We start from the raw sequence: 17,919 nt of genomic DNA on the forward strand, positions 1-17,919 counted from the left end.
AAAGACAGGTTACTTATAAAAAGGTAAGCAACCCGCCTTTGCCTATGTTTAAGTAAACGATGTATTTCCCCTATTACTGATTCAAAGTCCTTAAAACTTTATAATCACTGTTTTTCACGAGTAAAACGCTACTTGGGTTATCGGGATAAGCGGCATTACCATCAAATGATACAACAACAGTATTCGTACCAACTTTCGTGAATTGTGTGTATGAGCCCCCAGCACCGCCCACGTTGGCAAAATGTAATGTCAAAGTGTCGCCTTTTGTTTCTACCTCGCGCCAATTTGCCCGCTGATAGTTATGCCAGTCAATTTGAGTTGAAATTTCGTTTGCCGTGTTTTTATACATTCCTTCGTAAAAATCAATCGCTTCCTCTTTTGAAGACCACGGATTGACTGAAATATTTGGGATTTGTTCTTTAGTAATTGACGGGGCACCTACAATTTTTTCAAACCCAGCCCTCAACTCTGCATTATCTGTTGCTCCAAAATACAGATAGCCATAAGGATCTCCTTGATTTTGCATCGTCACTAAAACTAAGGGATGATTGTTAACGATGGTGAATAAATACAAATGCTTTTGCATTTCTGGTTGCGTTTCTGCATCAGAGTAAACAGCAACTAACGCATATCCATCCTTCACTTGTCCATTTTCAGACCATTCTAAATAAATGGGATGCTGATCAATCGCTGGTTGCATAGTAGCATTTCCTACTAGACCATCAGGCGCTTGGACGCCATTGAAATTGATTGAATTTCCTGGTGTATATTCTTTATACGTTTGGTTCATCCGTTGCCCCCAATCAGCCATAAATTGTTGTAGCTGTGCCTTTTTTTGCGCAGACCACAACTGATTTTCAGCTTTACTAGAAGCAGAAGAATTACTTTGAGTCGTACTAGATTTTGACTCCGTGCTCATTTGACTTGCTTGGCTGTTGTTAACGGTAACAGGTGCTTTCATTTCTGATGTTGCTATCGGCTTGCTTGCAGTGCTATCACCACTTTTGTTGGAAGAACATCCTGATAAAATACTCAATAAAAGACCTATCAAGATTATTTTTTTCATTGGGAATCCCTTCTTTCTGACAAGAATACTGTACTACTTTTCCACTTTTCTCACCAGCAAAACTCGATTAAAAACGACTATGTTTATTTGTTATTTAATTATCAAATTAAGTTGATTGTAAGCATCCCATAACCAAGGATGCACGACTTTAATATCGTGTTTCAAAATATAATCGATATAGAAATATGCGGCATTTTCTAAAGAACAATTTAAAGCTTGTAATAAACCATCTAAGTATGGTGGTTTACCTTCTTGATCCCACTTTATTTTATCAGCGACAAACAAAACTAAATCTATGTCCGAATAGTTTTTCTTCAATGTTGTATGGCATTCAATAGCTGATAAAATTTCATTGTCTTCAATACCAAAATCCATTTTCGCAATAGACTTAGAAATTTTTTGATGAATTATCATTGGAAAGGCCATTTCTGCTTCGTTTAATTCAATCCCATATTTTTGTGCGACACTAATTCTCTGATTATTTGGATAAATCGCAGAGATATCGTGTAAATATCCTGCAATACTTACTTTTTCTGGACAAGTTAAATATTTTTCACCAAGTTGATAGGCATACTCTCCAACTTCCATACAATGATAATACGTCTTCTCACAGTTTTTACTCACTAAATATTGTTTAATTTCATTTTTCAACATCTGTTGATGATCCATTTCCACAGCCCTTTCTCATTCCGATTACTCTTCTAGATAAATAAATTATACTCCTTTCATCGGAACTGACCTAAGATTGTGAGACAGGAATAAAAAAGCATTTTCCTAGACTGCTGATTTCCGATAATCTATCGGCGATTGGTAGTCTAGTTTTTGTTGAATTCGACTTTCATTATAATAAGTAATGTATTTTTTTACAATTTCTATTACAATAGATGTAGGTTCATTTGTGAGCCCATCTAAGTAGAACGTTTCAGACTTTAGTGAGGCATGAAACGATTCGATGCAGGCATTATCTGAAGGTGTCCCTTTGCGGGACATACTCATGGTAATGCCTTTTGTTTTTATTTGATTCTGGTAGTCAAAAGAAGTATAAACAGAGCCCTGATCACTATGCAATAGACAATCCGTTGTTTGGGGCAATTGATCAAGTGTATCCAGAACAAAAGCCGTATCTTGCTTATCACCGATGGTATAGGCGATAATTTCACCATTGTATAAATCCATAATTGAAGACAAATACAATTGCTTTTGACCAAAAGGCAGATAAGTAATATCTGTTACCAATTTCTTTAAAGGAGCGTCTGAAGAAAATTGTCTATTTAGCTTGTTCTCGACAACCGTGTAAGGTTGTCCCACTTTACTGCGTTTCTTCATTTTCACGCGACAATTCCAATGATATTTCTGCATAATCTTTTGTACGGTGTTTTTGTTTACTTTGTATTCCTGATTAATCAACGCAGTAATCTTTCGATAGCCATATCGAAACTTATGCTGGAAGCAAAGTCGACGAACGGCTTCTTCAAGAGGTGTTAACTTTCCCAAGTCTTTTCGATGAGTCCAACGATAATAAGTAGCTCGCGAAACGCCGAAAAGTTGACACAATACAGTAATGGTTATTTTTCCTTTCATTTTTTTAACTAATTCTACAAATATTTCTGGCTCCACGTCCTTTCCAATTCTTTGTACTTTTTTAGCACCTCAATATGCATTTTTAAATAGTTATTTTCATTTCTAAGCTGTTGTTCATTTGATAGAATTTCTGGACCTTTTCCATAAGCATATTGTTTTCCAACGGGTTGAACCAGACGATGATTCTCGCCATTACGGTACCAACGCCACCATGTTTCAATTTGTGTTTTGTTTTTAATGCCTAATTCTTCCATAATCATTTTTACAGGAATATTCTCTTTTTTCATCTGTATAGCCATTTCTTTGATGTGAATCGGATAAGACACTCGATTTCCCATTGAAAAAGCACCTCCTAGTTAAATTCATTTTAACGTGAATTCAACAAGAGGTGCTTTTTTATTTTGTCTCAGTTTATTGGGTCAGTTCACATCCTCTAGCAACCTTTTATTTTTTATTAAATAAACAACTAACTAAATTGAAAAAATTGAAACTTTTTGGTCTTCAAATTCGTCTATAACTAATAGGACGTTCAATTTTGTATAACGTGGAGGTGTATTTTTTAACTTTTTCATTAACCAAAGAGGAGTGAAAGTATGCGACATAAGAAAAGAAAATTCAAAATAAACGAGTATGTATTATTTAGTGCGTTAATCCTCATTGTTCTTGTTTTCATTCAAACGTTCCTATTAACTCAACCCAAGATAACAAGTAAAAATGATGATACTACGCAGACATCGACTAAAAATTCAACTGCAAAAAAAGATTCCCCGACCAAGTTAGAGAAGGAATCAACACACATGACTATTTCATCAAAAAAATATGCTTATTCAGCAGACAAAATCAGAAAATATATAACTGGAGAAGAACCTTACAAAGGTGAAAAATTAGTATTCTTAACCTTTGATGATGGCGTTAATAATCAAATAACCCCACAAGTCCTAGATATATTAAAAAAGTATAACGTCCACGCAACTTTTTTTCTTGTAGGAAATACCCTAACTTCCGAAAATCAAAAGATAGTGAAACGCGAAGTTGCAGAAGGACATTCAATAGGCTTTCATAGTTCAACTCATGATTATGCAACGTTATATCCAAACGGGATTGTCAACACTGAAGAAATACAAGCGGAAATAGCAACCATGAAGAACTCTCTTAAAAAAATATTGGGCGAAACATTTCAAACAACTCTCTGGCGATACCCAGGAGGTCATATGTCATGGGGAGGTACAGAAAAATCTGATGAATTATTCAAACAACTTGGCATCCATTGGATTGACTGGAATGCGATGGTTGGAGATGCGGAGCCGTTAGACAGACAGCCTACTACAGTCATAGAAATGCTTGCTTTCCATCAACATTCACTTGAGGTTTATCCAGATTATAATATTAGAGTAGTCTTAATGCATGATTCAGTAGATAAGGAATTAACAAAACAAGCATTGCCACAATTAATAGAGTTTTATCAAGCAAATGGTTATCAATTTGGCGTGTTATATTAGAGCAACTCGGAACAACTAAAGAAAGCATTTCTGGTCTTAGTCAATGTTGATTTTTTGTTTAATTACACAAAAACGTCTCTATACTTTCTGATGTTGGTAAAAAAACTAACATCAGAAAGTATAGAGACGAAAAAAATAAAAATTTTTAGCCTTCTTTTTTATGACTTAACTATCCTATTTACCACCAAAATCACCATACACATTACCTTCTGCATCAGATATACGTTTACCTTCATCAACTTTTTTAAACTCTATTTTTTTCGTTTTTTTGTCCAATTGACCTGTAATTTCATAGCTCTCTTTATTTTCTTGTATTTTAATATTTTTATATACCTTTTTTTCTGTTCTACTTGTTTTTTTTTTGTATCTTCATTATTGGGATTAACTAAATATTCTTTTTCAAGCGTCATGGTTTTATCCTTGTTGAAAAAAATTGAACCTTTCGTTAGGTCTTCTTCCTTTTCAATAATCGTGGTGAGTATTAAAGGAAACGAACTGGCATTCAAAAGATTGCCGTTTTCTTTTTTGTTATTACTACAACCTACCAAAAACATGAAAAAAATAATACAACTAAAATACCCGATTTTTTTCATGATTACTCCCTCCTATTACATAAAGTTAGAATAGCTATTGTTCATTAATATCGACAATTCTTTGCGCCGGGCTTGAACCATTGGTAACGTAGCCTCCATAAGTACAGATATATCCTCTTATGTTTGGATCTTCTCCGTAGTCTTGCCAACGTTGAAGTTTTAGATTTCCTCTAAATTGACCATCATCATACCAATAGTCATTAGGTATACTTGCACCTTTTCTTATTGTAATGGTTTGGTAAATAAACTTAGTCGTTGTCCTACTTAAAGAATAATTTGTATCAGAAATGAATTATCTCTTGGATCATAAGGTGGCACTTTTTCAAACTCAGGAAGTTTTCTCTGTATTTGTACTTCAGGAGTATTCGCAAAGTAATCTACTATCTTGACAGTTATTAAAAGAATCACTACCCTCAAAACTATAGCAAACATAAAAATTATTCCATTCTAATTCTTCCATAATTATCATGTCCTTTTACAATTAATATACTTATTTTATCGTATATATTTTAAAAGGAAAAGAACACTATTTAAATAGCAAACGATTCTTAATTAAGTTTACTACTATTTTCTTGTATTCTTATAGCACCAACAGTCCTGCTATTTATTGGTTACTTGCTAAAATACTTATCTGTGCTCTTTGTATTTATTTCTTTTTGATTGAATATAAAAAACAAAAATCCTGTAACTATGGCCCTGAATAATTGATTTGCCAATACTATCACCCCATTCTGTTTCTTCTCCAATTTCAACTGATATTGACAAACTAACGTAGTTTTTGTTTCTTGATCCAAGCACTTAACTGAAATTTTGGTTTTCAGTACTCCCTCTTTTTATCTTTCTAAATTTCCTCACACCTTCAATTTTCAAAAGATTTCTGAATCATTGTCCAAAAACCTAATTTTCACACTTATGTGACTTCAAAAAAAAGTCAAAGTGATTTTCCACTTAATTACACACAAAAACACCCTCTTGCTGAGCAAGAGGGTGTTCGTTTGTCGAATAGTAAAGATTAACGACGGATTTCTTTGATACGAGCTGCTTTTCCGTGTAATGCGCGTAAGTAGTAAAGTTTTGCACGACGTACTTTACCGTAGCGAACCACTTCAATTTGAGCAACACGTGGTGTGTGTAATGGGAATGTACGTTCCACACCAACACCATTTGAAACTTTACGTACTGTATAAGTTTCGCTGATTCCAGCACCACGGCGTTTAATTACAACACCTTCGAATAACTGGATACGTTCACGAGTACCTTCGACTACTTTCGCATGAACGCGAACAGTGTCACCAGGGCGGAACGCAGGAATATCCGTACGTAATTGTTCTTGTGTTAATTCTTGAATTAATGGATTCATTTTATCCTTCTCCTTATTCCCAAATATTCTTATGGTCACTTCTGCCACAGCGGAATATTGTAATAGTTAGAGCGCATTGCACTCACCAAATTAGTTTACCACAGACAAAATAAGCTGTAAAGAGAATTTTCTTGAAAGTTCCCTTATTTTTGTTCTTCTTGTTTAATTTCTTCTAATAACTTCAACATTTCAGGCGTCATTTCTACTGATTCCAACATGTCAGGTCGACGCAAAAAGGTCCGTCGTAATGATTCTTTTAGTTGCCATTCTGCAATTAATTTATGGTTCCCATTCGTTAGCACGGCAGGGACTTCCATATCATTGAAAATAGCAGGTCTGGTATATTGTGGATGCTCTAATAGGCCAGTGGAATGTGAATCCGTCTGTGCAGAAAGATTGTTACCTAAGACATCAGGTAATAAACGGACTGTCGCATCAATCATGACCATTGCGCCTAATTCGCCCCCTGTTAAAACGTAATCCCCCAATGAAACTTCATCTGTGACCATCGTGCGAATTCGCTCATCATAGCCTTCATAATGTCCACAAATAAAAACTAAATGTTCTTCTTGTGAAAATTCCTCGGCCATTTTTTGATTAAACGGTTTTCCTGCTGGATCTAATAAGATGACCCGTTTTGGTTGCTGGTTTGTCTCTTCTTCAATTGCTTTTAGGTTATCATAGATCGGTTGTACTTTTAAAAGCATCCCTGCGCCACCGCCATACGGATAATCATCGACCGTTTGGTGTTTGTTATCTGAAAAATCGCGAAAATTAGAGACATTCAATTCTAATAACTGCTTCTCCCGAGCTTTCCCAATAATTGATTCCCCCATTGGTCCTTCAAACATTCTAGGAAAAAGAGTTAATACATCAATTCTCATCGTCAATCAATCCTTCTGGAATGTCCACATCAATCCGTTGATTTTCGACATCGACTTTTGTAACAACGCCTTCAATATACGGTAAAAGCAAATCTTTTTTCTTTGGTCGTTGGACGACCCACACATCATTCGCACCAGGAGATAAAATTTCTTTAATTTTTCCCAGTTCACTACCAGTTTCATCATAAACAGTGGCACCAATGATTTGGTGATAATAAAATTCGTCCTCTGCCAACTCAGCGAGATTGTCTTTTGCAACTTTTAGAATACCGTCACGATATTTTTCAACATCGTTAATATTTGGATGTCCTTCAAAGCTTAAAATGTCAAAATTCTTATGCTTGCGGTGGGACTTCACGACCAATTCAATTGGTGCTTTTTTCTCTTGAAATAGCAGTAACGTTGCCCCTTTTTGATAACGTTCTTCTGGAAAATCCGTTTTCGAAATGACCCGAACTTCTCCTTTGATTCCTTGTGTGTTCACAATTTTTCCTACATTTAAATAATCTGTCACGTGAAAGCCTCTCTTCCTTGTATTTCATCTTTCCTATTCTACCATTTCTTACGCGCAAATTCTATGAAAAAACAAAGGCCAACTTTTCCAGTCAGCCTTTGTTTTTATTAATTCGTTAAACCAGTTAATGTGCCATAAATTAAAAATAAATTCAATAACGTCAAGGCAATTGCAATAATCCAAGCTAAAAATTTCACCCACGCTGGATTCGCAAATTGGCCCATTAATTTTTTATCACTTGTATACATCGTTAAAGGAATAATCGACACTGGCAAAGCAATACTTAGGAAAACTTGCGTATAAAGCAACAAGTCTTCAACAGCCGTTTCGCTACCGCCATAAATAATGACACAGATAATGACTGGCACAATTGCTAACAAACGAGTTAACACTCGTCTTGCCCACAACGGCATTTTTAAATGGATAAAGCCTTCCATTACAATTTGTCCTGACAGCGTACCTGTAATCGTTGAATTTTGACCCGAAGCCAGTAAAGCAATTGCAAAAAGAATACTTAACACTGGGCTAGCAATATTACCAACAATATCTGGATTTTTCAGAGCATCAAATAAATCAACAAATTTACCTAATTCACTGTTGGTTCCATAAAATAATGCTCCTCCTAAAATTAACAACAAACAATTTACGACGAAAGCAACAGTTAATTGAATATTTGAATCCCAAGTAGTGAAACGAATTGCTTTGGCTTTCTCAGCATCATCGTTACGATCAAATTTCCGTGCTTGCGCAATGGAAGAATGCAAATATAAGTTATGAGGCATGACTGTCGCTCCAACGATCCCCAAGGCTAAAAATAACATGGATTTATCTGTCGCTATTTTTGTGTCTGGAATAAAACCTCGTAATACTTCACCAACATTTGGATCTGCTAATGCCACTTCATAAGCAAAAACAAAAAAGATAACTGCAATTAAACAAGAAACAATTGCTTCGATTTTGCGAAAGCCTAACTTTGTCAGTAGCAACAGTAATAAAACATCAAACGTTGTTATCAACACACCAATTAATAATGGAAAACCAAATAATAATTGCAAAGCAACGGCACCACCAATTACCTCAGCGATATCTGTTGCCATTATGGCTAACTCCGTCACCACCCACAAGGCAACGCCCGTTCGTTTACTTGTATGCTCTCTAGTCGCTTGGGCTAAATCCATTCCTGTCACGATTCCTAAGCGCGCAGCCATACTTTGTAGTAACATGGCAACTAAACTAGAAAGCAAAATCACACTAAGTAACGTGTACTTATATTCCGCTCCGCCAGCAATTGACGTAATCCAATTTCCTGGATCCATATAACCAACAGCCACTAAAGCGCCAGGTCCGCTATAGGCTAACAAAGTTCGCCAAAAGCTTGCGTTTTTAGGTACCTCAACGGTATTATTTATCTCTTCTAAACTAGGTCCATTTGCATAATTAAGCATTTTTTCCGTTTTCTTTTCTTTCATCCAACATCCCTCAATCTATCTTGTTCACACATTCACTTTTAGGTACACCTAAAACTAGTTAACATAATTATAGTCTTCTTATTCTTCGTTGTAAACTGTTACATTTTAATTTTTTAAGCACTTTCGCTATAAATCGTTTGGTTTTTACAAAAAAATCCCTTACACTTATTTTATCATAGATCGGAGGTTATGAGGATGAAGTTAGATATGGTCGGTATTATCGTCAACGATATGACACAAGCACTCTCTTTTTACCAAACGCTAGGTTTTAACGTGCTGGGAGAAGCTTCGCCTGATTACACAGAATTACAAAACAATGGCGTCAGGATTTCTTTAAATTCACTACAAATGATTACTGGTGTCTATGGGTTTGCGCCTAGCCAACAAGGCGATAAAATTGAACTTGCTTTTCTTTGTGAAACGGCCGCAGAAGTTGATAACACCGTGAAAAAAATGAGCCAAGCTGGTTACATTGTTTTTAAAGAACCTTGGAATGCACCTTGGGGCCAACGATACGCAATCATTAAAGACGTGGATGCAAATTTAATTTCACTCTTTGCCCCTCTATAATATTACTAAAAAATGCGCCACTTTCGTTTCTTTTACTCTCTTTCGAAAGATCAGTGCAGAATGGGTCTTAAGTAGGATGTCTTTTCTGTCTCTTTTTTTGTATAATAAACTTATCAAATGATGCGTATCTTACAACTTTGTTCGTTTGCAGAAAGAACAAACGATGTTTTTTATTGATAAAAAGTTATATACTAAAAGTACGATGAGTATAACTAAAGGAGATGAGAAATGTGAGTGTTACCCTATCTAGAAAAATTGTTAATATTATTTCCATTTTGGGCATTGTTGCAACCATAATTGCAACCATCTATTTTATCCGATTAGGTGTCTTCAAGGACATCAATGCACTAAGAGGACTAGTAGGGCAATCTGTCATTCTCGGTCCGATTATTTTCATGTTAATTCAGATTATTCAAGTGGTTATTCCGATTATTCCTGGTGGTGTTAGCTGTGCTGCAGGGGTCTTGATTTTCGGGCCAACAATGGGCTTCGTCTATAATTACGTTGGTATTGCACTTGGCTCTATTATCATTTTCTTATTAGGTCGTAATTATGGGAAACCATTCATTATGAGCCTTGTCAGTGATAAAACATATAACAAGTATATCGGTTGGTTAGACAATGAAAAACGTTTTGAACGATTGTTTGCTTTAGCAATTTTCTTCCCAATTGCACCGGATGATGCGCTTTGTTTAATGGCCGGTTTAACAAAAATGTCTGTGAAAAAATTTACTCTGATTATTTTATTAGCAAAACCTGCTTCTATCTATTTATATAGTCTTGCGTTAATTTATGGCGGTACATTTTTAACTAGCTTACTGGGAATGTAAAATAAATAAAAAAGCGAACGGACTAAATCAAAACTCTGCCTGTGTCAGTTTGATTTAGTCCTTTTATTATGGAATTTTGGTAGAAACTGGGGGACTTTTGATGTTTAGTTATTTTAAAAATAGTATTGTGAATACGCTAGATTTTCTTAAAGGGACAACGGCGTATTTTCGCGATGTGCTCTTGATGCACGGATTTATGTTATTCGTTCTATTGCCTTTATTGACAAGTTTGTCCAAATTGGTACTCAAAGAAGGTGGGATTGATTATATTTCCTACGATAACTTAGGGGCAATTGCTACGCAACATCCCTATGTCCTTTTGACTTTTCTACTAATTGGGCTGTTAATTTTACTGGCGCTCTTTTTTGAATTTACCTTTTTATTGCTTAGTGTTTATTTTATTAAGAAAAAGCAACCAATTACTCTAACGCAATTATTGCACGGCACCTTGCTTCAGATCAAAAAAGTTCGAGGAATTACCTTTCTGTTTTTCCTAGCATATTTCTTTTTGATTTTACCATTAAGTGGGTTAACCTTCCGCTCTTATTTATTAACAAGAGTTAAGATTCCAGCCTTTATCTTAGATTTTATTTTTGCAAATCGCGTCATTATTATTATTGGTTTCGTATTGTTAGAACTGATTATCTTATATTTAGCGATTCGACTTGCTTTTGCCCTTCCAGAGTTGATTTTACGTGATGTTGGTTTTCGTGAGTCTTTAAAACGTAGTTGGCAAATTACAAAGCGACGCTTTTTCCAGATTTTAGGACAATTTATTATCATTGGTGGAACTGTTTTAGGGATTTTTACGGCTGGCTATTTCTTGATATTTTTAGGTCAAACCGCCGTCGAAACGTTTAAACCTGAGTGGTCTTTACCTAGCGCTGTCATCGCTATGACACTCCTTCAGGTTATGATGCTCTTAAACTTGGTGTTGTCTAGTGTTGCTATTTTTTACATTATTGTTGATGATATGGAAGATGAAGGGATTTTGCCTGACACGCCAGAATGGTTCACCCCGAAATCAGAGGTTCGGGTAGAATGGACCACCTTCAGAGTCGTTCTTTTTTGTTTGATTGCAATCATCTTCGGAATTGGTGTAGGCACCTATAATACGAATTACCTAAGTCATACACCTGACCGAAAACCGGTTACCATCTCCCATCGTGGTGTCAATGGTAACAATGGCGTTCAAAACACCTTAGACTCTTTAATCGAGACCAATAAGGCAAAACCTGATTATGTTGAAATGGATATTCAAGAAACCAAAGACCATCAATTTATTGTCATGCACGATTTTAATTTACGGGCGTTAACGGGCGTTAATAAACGACCGAATCAATTAACACTTAAAGAATTAACGAATATGAATGTCACAGAAAATGGTCAAACTGCTAAAATGGTTTCTTTCGATGATTATTTAGCCAAAGCCAATCAATTAAAACAACGTTTATTAATTGAAATCAAAACCACGCCTCAAGATAGCCCTGATTTAGTACAGCGTTTTGTCAAACAATACCGCGAAAATATTTTAGAAAACGGTCATATCCTTCATACCTTAACCTATGATACGGCGATGGCCTTAAAGAAAGAAGAACCACGCTTTTATGTAGGCTACGTTATTCCTTTCAACATTGTGGGACCGCCTAAAATGCCAGTTGACTTTTTTACTATGGAATACAGTACAATGAATCGTAACTTTGTAAATGCCGCTCATCATGATGGGAAAAAGGTTTATGCTTGGACAGCAAATGATGAAGATGTTATGACACGAATGATTTTTTATGGCGTCGATGGCATCATTACCGATCAGCTAAGTCTACTGAACGAAACAATGAAAACCGATTTAGAAAATCCAACATACTCCGATAAACTGTTGAATTTCGCTATTGGAATGGGTTAAAAAAAGAGCCAATCTGCTGAGCAGATTGGCTCTTTTACGTTCATGTTAGTTGTTTTTACCAAAAATTCTTAAGAAAGCTAAGAATAAGTTGATGAAGTCAAGATATAATTGTAATGCGAAGAAAACGGCCATCCCAGTACCTGCTTGATCACCTGTTTGCGCATAGACTTGGCGTATACGTTGGTTATCATAAGCAGTAATCCCTGAGAAAATTAGGACCATTAAAATGGAAATAAAGAATTCTACAGCATTACTGTGTAAAAGGAACATATTTAGCAACATCGCAATGATGATTCCGATTAAGGCACTATAAGCGGCATGACCAACTGCTGATAGGTCTTTCTTCGTAAAGACACCTACTAATGACATCGCGCCAAAGGTAGCTGCTGCACTTAAAAATGCGCCGGCCACTGTTCCACCAGTATACATTAATAACGTCACGGATAAAGTGACACCATTTAATAATGCATACGCAACAAATCCTGCAATCGCAATGGTTGGATTCTTCTGTGCTTTTGCGCCTAGATATAAAACTAAGCCAATTTCAACAAGCCAAATCATCCAAAAAGCTAAGCTTGATTGGAATAAAGTAGCTAGAACGGGTAAAAAGACAGTTGTCATTGCATAAGCCATGATTGCGCTAATACCAATTCCTAACGCTAAAAATCCGTAAATTTTGGCATAAAATTTATTCAAACCTGTGCCAGTTTGGATATACTCTTGATTATTCATAAGTTAAAGTCCCTTCTTTCTCTGTTAGTTCATCAATCGTCACTTGGGGTGGTTGAACCATCACCACTGCATCTAACACGCGATTTTCTTGCTCATTAACAGCCTCAACTGAAATGGTAATCACATCTTTCATTTTGTCGACTTTGATTACTTCTAATTGGAAAGTCAATGTTTCGTAATGAAAAACGGGTTCCACAAAGTTCACAGAGAAATTCACAACATGTGAACCTGGTCCTGGTAAATGTTTTGAAATCGCACTAGTGATAATTCCCATCAGCATAATTGATGGTACGATTGGTTTTTCATATTCTGTTTTTTGGGCATAATCATGTTGGATATATAAAGGATTCGCATCATTGGTCAAGCCCAAGTAAAGTAATAAGTCCTTGTCTTCAATTGACTCTGTCAAGGACAACGAATCTCCCTCTTCGATATCTTCGATGGTTTTGCCTAATTTTCTCGGTTTTCCGATATTCAAATTAGTACACCTCCGTTATTGATAAGATAATTGTACCAAAATGTACTTAAAAGGCAAGCTAAAAAGTAGTCCTTAAAGGATGTTTAAACAAAACCAACTTATCTGCCATGCTAGATTTTAAAAACAAACAACGGAACAGGAGCAGCTTCTTATTTTTTGAAGCCAGATACCCCTGTCCCGATTTTGTTTATGTTCTCTTATAAAACGTTTCTAGTTGTGTTACTTAGTAATGTTTCGTAGGCTTGTTCAAATTTCTGAACGTCGCCAGCGCCCATAAAGACCACCACTGCATTTTCAAAATCTAGTAAAGGCGACACATTATCTTCGGTAATTACTTGTCCACCTTTTTGAATTTTTTCACCTAAATCTTCAATGCGTACCTCGCCTTGTGTTTCACGCGCAGAGCCAAAAATATTACATAAGAATACTTCATCTGCTAAATCCAGTGCTTCAGCAAATTCATCCATTAAGGCAATTGTTCGTGTAAATGTATGTGGCTGGAAGACAGCAATAATTTCTTTGTCAGGATATTTTTGACGAGCGCCATCAATCGTTGCTTTAATTTCGGCTGGATGGTGCGCATAATCATCAACAATAATCATGTCACTGACTTTTTTCTCGCTAAAACGACGTTTTACACCTTTAAAACTTAGCATTTCTTCTGCGACTTTTTGCATATCAAGTTTTTCAAAATAAGCCACAGCAATCACACCTAGCGCATTCATGATATTGTGATGGCCAAATGCTGGTAAGACAAAATGACCTACAAAATCATCCTTGTGATAAACATCAAAAGATGAGCCTTCCGTTGTTCGTTGAATATTTCGTGCTTGGATATCATCCTCTTCGCTGACACCATAATAATAAACTGGCACTTCTGATTCTAACTGGCGAAGATACTTATCATCACCATAAGCAAAAATTCCTTTTTTGACTTGATGAGCCATTGTTTGGAACGCTGAAAAAACGTCCTCAATGCTCTTGTAGTAATCTGGATGATCAAAATCGATATTCGTCATAATCGCATAATCTGGTGAATAGGCCAAGAAATGACGGCGATACTCACACGCTTCAAATGCAAAGAAATCAGCATCTGGTTCGCCGTGGCCAGTGCCATCACCTATTAAATAACTAGTTGGATTGATACCACTTAATACATGTGCTAGCAAACCAGTCGTACTTGTTTTCCCATGTGACCCTGTTACAGCAATGCTTGTATAGGGTTCGATAAAACGAGCAATGAAATCGTGGTAACGAATTACTTCTGCGCCTAATTCGATGGCGCGGGCGATTTCCTCATGGGTATCTGGAAAAGCATTTCCAGCAATAACAATCATGTCTTTATCAATATTATCTGCATTAAATGGTAAAATAGGGACACCTGATTTTTCAAGATCCCGTTGTGTAAAGAAATACTCTTCTACGTCTGATCCTTGAACGTTGTAGCCTTTTTGGTGTAAGACCAACGCTAATGAGCTCATGCCAGAACCTTTAATTCCGACAAAATGGTATAATTTGTTCTCTTGATTTCCCATTATAATCCTCTTCTCTGTCACTATATAAAACATACCTTTTTTAAAAAAATTTCAATCATACGAGATTCATTATCGTATAAAACAAAAAAATAATCAACTATTAAAACAGAATAAAAAACTTACATGTTTCAATTCCACATGCAAGTTTCATCTCTTAACTAAAATATTTACTGTTTTCTAATACAGAACTTGAATCTTCTAGCATCCCACTTAATGGTTTATCCAAGATGCCCTTTTTCTTCTCTTCTGTCACAGGTGCTTCCGGCTCCACTTGAGCATTCGCTTTAGCTAATTTTTTCCCATAAGCAGTTTGACTTTTAGCATTTTTCTTTGCGGCATTCAAACGGGAACGCGAACGTAAATCCAACGCATCTTCGCCAAAACGTTCTAAGTCTGGTTTGATTTGTTGATATTGTCGTCTAGTTAAAGGAATCTCAGGTTCTGAGGTTGGAATATTAAACTTCCGCACCGTTGGATCTTCTTCCGTATCTTTCACTTGAAAAGCCGTTGGTTCATCATCAAGAATGACATATGAACGCCGATCTTTTTTCATTGCTTTTAGCAACTCTTCTTCAGTAAAACTAGGTTCCTGTTCCTCAGGAATCACAGAAGCCGGGATATATTTAGGAACAAAATAAGAAGGTGTCGTTTTCTGCACTAATGGTGATGCGGCAGGTCTACTTGGTTTCGCTACGACTTCTTTTTTTTTATACGTTTGTGTCCAGCCATTTCCTTTTGGCGTCCCAAAAAGGCTATTATTTTTTTTCGTTGCTTGTTTATTTTTCGTTGCTTTACTAGCATGTTTTGTGTAGTCTGGCAAATTAGAACGATGACGTGCTAATTGCTCTTGTTGTGCTGCCGTTAATTGTTGTGTTTGTTTATTTGTAGTTGATTGATTCGTTGTTGGTTGTTGGACGGATGGTGTGCTTTGTCTAGTATCTTCGGCAGATGTTGCAGTTCTTCTGCTACCAGACATTGCTTTACCAATCAGATCATCTTGAAATAAGTTACGTTCATTATCTGTTGGTAATTTTACGCCCTGTTCATCATCATATGCTGGAAAACGGAAATGTTTTCTCTTCACTTGAGCATTATCCATTGCGGTCATTCCTTTTATTTTTCTTTCTCATTAGTTTAACACATTCTCAATGAATACTAAAGAACTTGCCTGAATTTTTAAGAGAACAAAAAAAGAAACCTCCGTTTAAAAAGGTTTCTTTTTTGTTTATTTATCTAGTTGTAATTTGGCAAAGTCCGCTTTGACTTGAATGAATGACTGAAACAATTGTAAAAACTGAAAGAGTCGCGCCCGATTTTCAAATTCACTTCTTGTTTGCGGCAATGGTTTTGTGCGATAGGTTTCATAAACGGTCTTAATTCGATTCATAATTTCTTGTCCATCATTATTCTCTGCAAATGTTTCTGCCGTATATTCCAATAATTGTTGAATATAGCGAACTTGTTGCGCATCAACAGTAATATCTTCTAATAATTCCAACATGTTTTTTAGAATATTACTTTGCATTTTTCTCATCGCAAAGTACTCTAAATAATACGTATTGGTAGACAGCAATTGATTCTCGGCATGATTTTTGGCCCACGTCTCGCCTGTGCGAATAAAGGTTTTTAAATCTGCACAATGCATGACCAAATTTCGCTCTCCTGCAGCGTTGTTTAAATGTAGCGCCATTTCCCTTAAAATTTTACGAAACATTGTTTCAATGACTTCTTGGTCTTCTCTTAAACGTTTTTCTGTATCAGGCATATAGGAATTAGCTAATAACGCTAGTCCCACACCAATACTCATTAATAAAAACTCATTTCCAATAATCGCCCAAGAAAGATTTTTTTCGACTAAATAATGAGTTACCAAAACGGAACTCACAACAATCCCATCAGATAATTGAAAATACACAGCTGCTGGAATAAACAATAACAAAAAAATACCAAAAGCAATCGCTGTAAAACCTAAAAAAGTAAAACAAATATACGCTAAAATAGTTGCTAAACCTAAGGATAACAAACGATAAATTCCTGTCATGACAGATGTTTTTTTCGTGCTAGTAACACTTAAAACTGAAATAATCCCTGCCGAAGGGGCATAAAGCAATCCCAGTTTTTCCGCAATAATCATTGCTAATGCAGCGCTAATGGCTGTCTTGACTGTTCGTAAACCAATTTTCATGCATACTCCCCTTAAAAAATAATAATTCTTCACTTTTCTCTAGTAATTTTACCTCTATTTCGGTTATCATTAAAGAGAAAAGTTATTTAGGAGCGAATATTTATGATAGTGGGTCGATTTCGTTTAGGCATGCGAACGTTAAAAACAGCAATTGCTGTCATGCTGTGTATTCTTTTATTTCAATTTTTCCATCGTGGCTCACCTATGATTGCCTGTTTAGCAGCTGTTTTTTCGCTAAGACAAGATTTAAATACCAGTTTGTCTTTTGGAAAATCGCGCATTATTGGAAACACATTGGGTGGCTTTTTAGCTTTGCTTTATGTATTAGCACAAGATTATTTTCCTAATCAACACTTAGTAGAATTACTGCTACTACCACTTTTAGTCATTATCGTCATCGTTGTTTCTGATGGGATTAATAACAATGCTGGAATCATTTCTGCAACTGCGACACTTTTAATGATTTCTTTAAGTATTCCGCAAAGCGATTCCTTTCAATATGCAATGGAACGTGTGTTGGATACATTCATTGGGACCTTTATAGCGATTGGTTTAAACGTCTTTTTACAACCTAAGCCAGCAGAAGAAGCCCATGAAATTTCTGAAGATTTAGCTGAATTAGAAAAGAAAGAAAAAGAACTAGAAGCTTTACGCCAACAAGTTCAAGCGCGGATTGACGCAGAAGAAAGCACTGACGACAAGGCAAATAAATAAAGAAAC

18 protein-coding genes are annotated in these 17,919 nt (G+C 35.9%); 5 read left to right on the plus strand and 13 right to left on the minus strand.

Annotation, left to right across the window (positions count from 1 at the left end; genetic code table 11):
* Nucleotides 1-73 precede the first annotated feature (73 nt).
* The 3 genes from IGL17_RS08065 to IGL17_RS08075 all read right to left on the minus strand — a co-directional run bounded on the left by IGL17_RS08065 (nucleotide 74) and on the right by IGL17_RS08075 (nucleotide 2,985).
* Entirely contained in the window at nucleotides 74-1,066 is a 993-nt protein-coding gene (locus tag IGL17_RS08065) for a DUF4767 domain-containing protein (RefSeq protein ID WP_078126745.1), read from the minus strand.
* A gap of 90 nt (nucleotides 1,067-1,156) precedes the next feature.
* Nucleotides 1,157-1,735, minus strand: a complete 579-nt coding sequence (gene yqeK, locus IGL17_RS08070; RefSeq protein WP_016618287.1) for a bis(5'-nucleosyl)-tetraphosphatase (symmetrical) YqeK — start codon at nucleotides 1,733-1,735, stop codon at nucleotides 1,157-1,159.
* A gap of 105 nt (nucleotides 1,736-1,840) precedes the next feature.
* Nucleotides 1,841-2,985, minus strand: a protein-coding gene (locus IGL17_RS08075; protein WP_202255328.1) for an IS3 family transposase whose coding sequence is annotated in 2 segments (ribosomal slippage) — nucleotides 1,841-2,712 and nucleotides 2,712-2,985 — 1,146 coding nt in all. Because the reading frame shifts where the segments join, the coding sequence is not laid out codon by codon here.
* Between the two features lie 255 nt (nucleotides 2,986-3,240).
* Here IGL17_RS08075 and IGL17_RS08080 point away from each other — a divergent pair.
* The gene (locus IGL17_RS08080; RefSeq protein WP_016618469.1) at nucleotides 3,241-4,146 is read left to right on the plus strand and encodes a polysaccharide deacetylase family protein; all 906 of its coding nucleotides are present in this window, start codon (nucleotides 3,241-3,243) and stop codon (nucleotides 4,144-4,146) included.
* A 251-nt stretch (nucleotides 4,147-4,397) separates the two neighbouring features.
* Here IGL17_RS08080 and IGL17_RS08085 read toward each other — a convergent pair whose 3' ends face one another.
* The 5 genes from IGL17_RS08085 to IGL17_RS08105 form a co-directional block, all read right to left on the minus strand.
* The gene (locus IGL17_RS08085; RefSeq protein WP_438760138.1) at nucleotides 4,398-4,739 is read right to left on the minus strand and encodes a hypothetical protein; all 342 of its coding nucleotides are present in this window, start codon (nucleotides 4,737-4,739) and stop codon (nucleotides 4,398-4,400) included.
* Between the two features lie 1,012 nt (nucleotides 4,740-5,751).
* Nucleotides 5,752-6,099, minus strand: a complete 348-nt coding sequence (rplS, locus tag IGL17_RS08090) for a 50S ribosomal protein L19 (protein ID WP_002357176.1) — start codon at nucleotides 6,097-6,099, stop codon at nucleotides 5,752-5,754.
* 143 nt (nucleotides 6,100-6,242) lie between these two features.
* Nucleotides 6,243-6,983, minus strand: coding sequence for a tRNA (guanosine(37)-N1)-methyltransferase TrmD (trmD, locus tag IGL17_RS08095; protein WP_002381776.1), 741 nt, complete (start codon nucleotides 6,981-6,983; stop codon nucleotides 6,243-6,245).
* Nucleotides 6,973-7,497 (minus strand): ribosome maturation factor RimM, encoded by a 525-nt coding sequence (rimM, locus tag IGL17_RS08100; protein ID WP_002360070.1) that lies wholly within the window; start codon nucleotides 7,495-7,497, stop codon nucleotides 6,973-6,975. Before rimM ends, trmD begins: the two co-directional genes overlap by 11 nt.
* A gap of 107 nt (nucleotides 7,498-7,604) precedes the next feature.
* Nucleotides 7,605-8,966: an Nramp family divalent metal transporter gene (locus IGL17_RS08105; protein ID WP_002360069.1), complete on the minus strand. Its 1,362-nt coding sequence runs from the start codon at nucleotides 8,964-8,966 to the stop codon at nucleotides 7,605-7,607.
* 195 nt (nucleotides 8,967-9,161) lie between these two features.
* Here IGL17_RS08105 and IGL17_RS08110 point away from each other — a divergent pair, with 195 nt between their 5' ends.
* The 3 genes from IGL17_RS08110 (at nucleotide 9,162) to IGL17_RS08120 (ending at nucleotide 12,269) form a co-directional block, all read left to right on the plus strand.
* The gene (locus IGL17_RS08110) at nucleotides 9,162-9,536 is read left to right on the plus strand and encodes a VOC family protein (RefSeq protein ID WP_002381774.1); all 375 of its coding nucleotides are present in this window, start codon (nucleotides 9,162-9,164) and stop codon (nucleotides 9,534-9,536) included.
* Between the two features lie 221 nt (nucleotides 9,537-9,757).
* On the plus strand, nucleotides 9,758-10,366 hold the full coding sequence (locus tag IGL17_RS08115) for a TVP38/TMEM64 family protein (RefSeq protein ID WP_002383106.1): 609 nt from the start codon (nucleotides 9,758-9,760) through the stop codon (nucleotides 10,364-10,366).
* Nucleotides 10,367-10,466: 100 nt separating this feature from the next.
* Nucleotides 10,467-12,269, plus strand: a complete 1,803-nt coding sequence (locus IGL17_RS08120; protein ID WP_002364138.1) for a glycerophosphoryl diester phosphodiesterase membrane domain-containing protein — start codon at nucleotides 10,467-10,469, stop codon at nucleotides 12,267-12,269.
* A 45-nt stretch (nucleotides 12,270-12,314) separates the two neighbouring features.
* On the opposite strand, the gene IGL17_RS08125 is transcribed toward IGL17_RS08120, so the two are convergent.
* The 5 genes from IGL17_RS08125 to IGL17_RS08145 all read right to left on the minus strand — a co-directional run bounded on the left by IGL17_RS08125 (nucleotide 12,315) and on the right by IGL17_RS08145 (nucleotide 17,199).
* Entirely contained in the window at nucleotides 12,315-13,001 is a 687-nt protein-coding gene (locus IGL17_RS08125; protein ID WP_002357165.1) for a Bax inhibitor-1/YccA family protein, read from the minus strand.
* Nucleotides 12,994-13,479: a MaoC/PaaZ C-terminal domain-containing protein gene (locus tag IGL17_RS08130; protein WP_002357164.1), complete on the minus strand. Its 486-nt coding sequence runs from the start codon at nucleotides 13,477-13,479 to the stop codon at nucleotides 12,994-12,996. Before IGL17_RS08130 ends, IGL17_RS08125 begins: the two co-directional genes overlap by 8 nt.
* Before the next feature lie 197 nt (nucleotides 13,480-13,676).
* On the minus strand, nucleotides 13,677-15,014 hold the full coding sequence (murC, locus tag IGL17_RS08135) for a UDP-N-acetylmuramate--L-alanine ligase (protein ID WP_002357163.1): 1,338 nt from the start codon (nucleotides 15,012-15,014) through the stop codon (nucleotides 13,677-13,679).
* A gap of 154 nt (nucleotides 15,015-15,168) precedes the next feature.
* Entirely contained in the window at nucleotides 15,169-16,122 is a 954-nt protein-coding gene (locus IGL17_RS08140) for a hypothetical protein (RefSeq protein ID WP_002360064.1), read from the minus strand.
* Between the two features lie 117 nt (nucleotides 16,123-16,239).
* Nucleotides 16,240-17,199 (minus strand): aromatic acid exporter family protein, encoded by a 960-nt coding sequence (locus IGL17_RS08145; protein WP_016618464.1) that lies wholly within the window; start codon nucleotides 17,197-17,199, stop codon nucleotides 16,240-16,242.
* 102 nt (nucleotides 17,200-17,301) lie between these two features.
* On the opposite strand from IGL17_RS08145, the gene IGL17_RS08150 reads away from it, so the two are divergent.
* Nucleotides 17,302-17,913 (plus strand): FUSC family protein, encoded by a 612-nt coding sequence (locus IGL17_RS08150; protein ID WP_010713300.1) that lies wholly within the window; start codon nucleotides 17,302-17,304, stop codon nucleotides 17,911-17,913.
* Nucleotides 17,914-17,919: the final 6 nt, after the last annotated feature.

This window comes from Enterococcus sp. AZ088 (assembly GCF_051714845.1).
Classification (GTDB): domain Bacteria; phylum Bacillota; class Bacilli; order Lactobacillales; family Enterococcaceae; genus Enterococcus; species Enterococcus faecalis.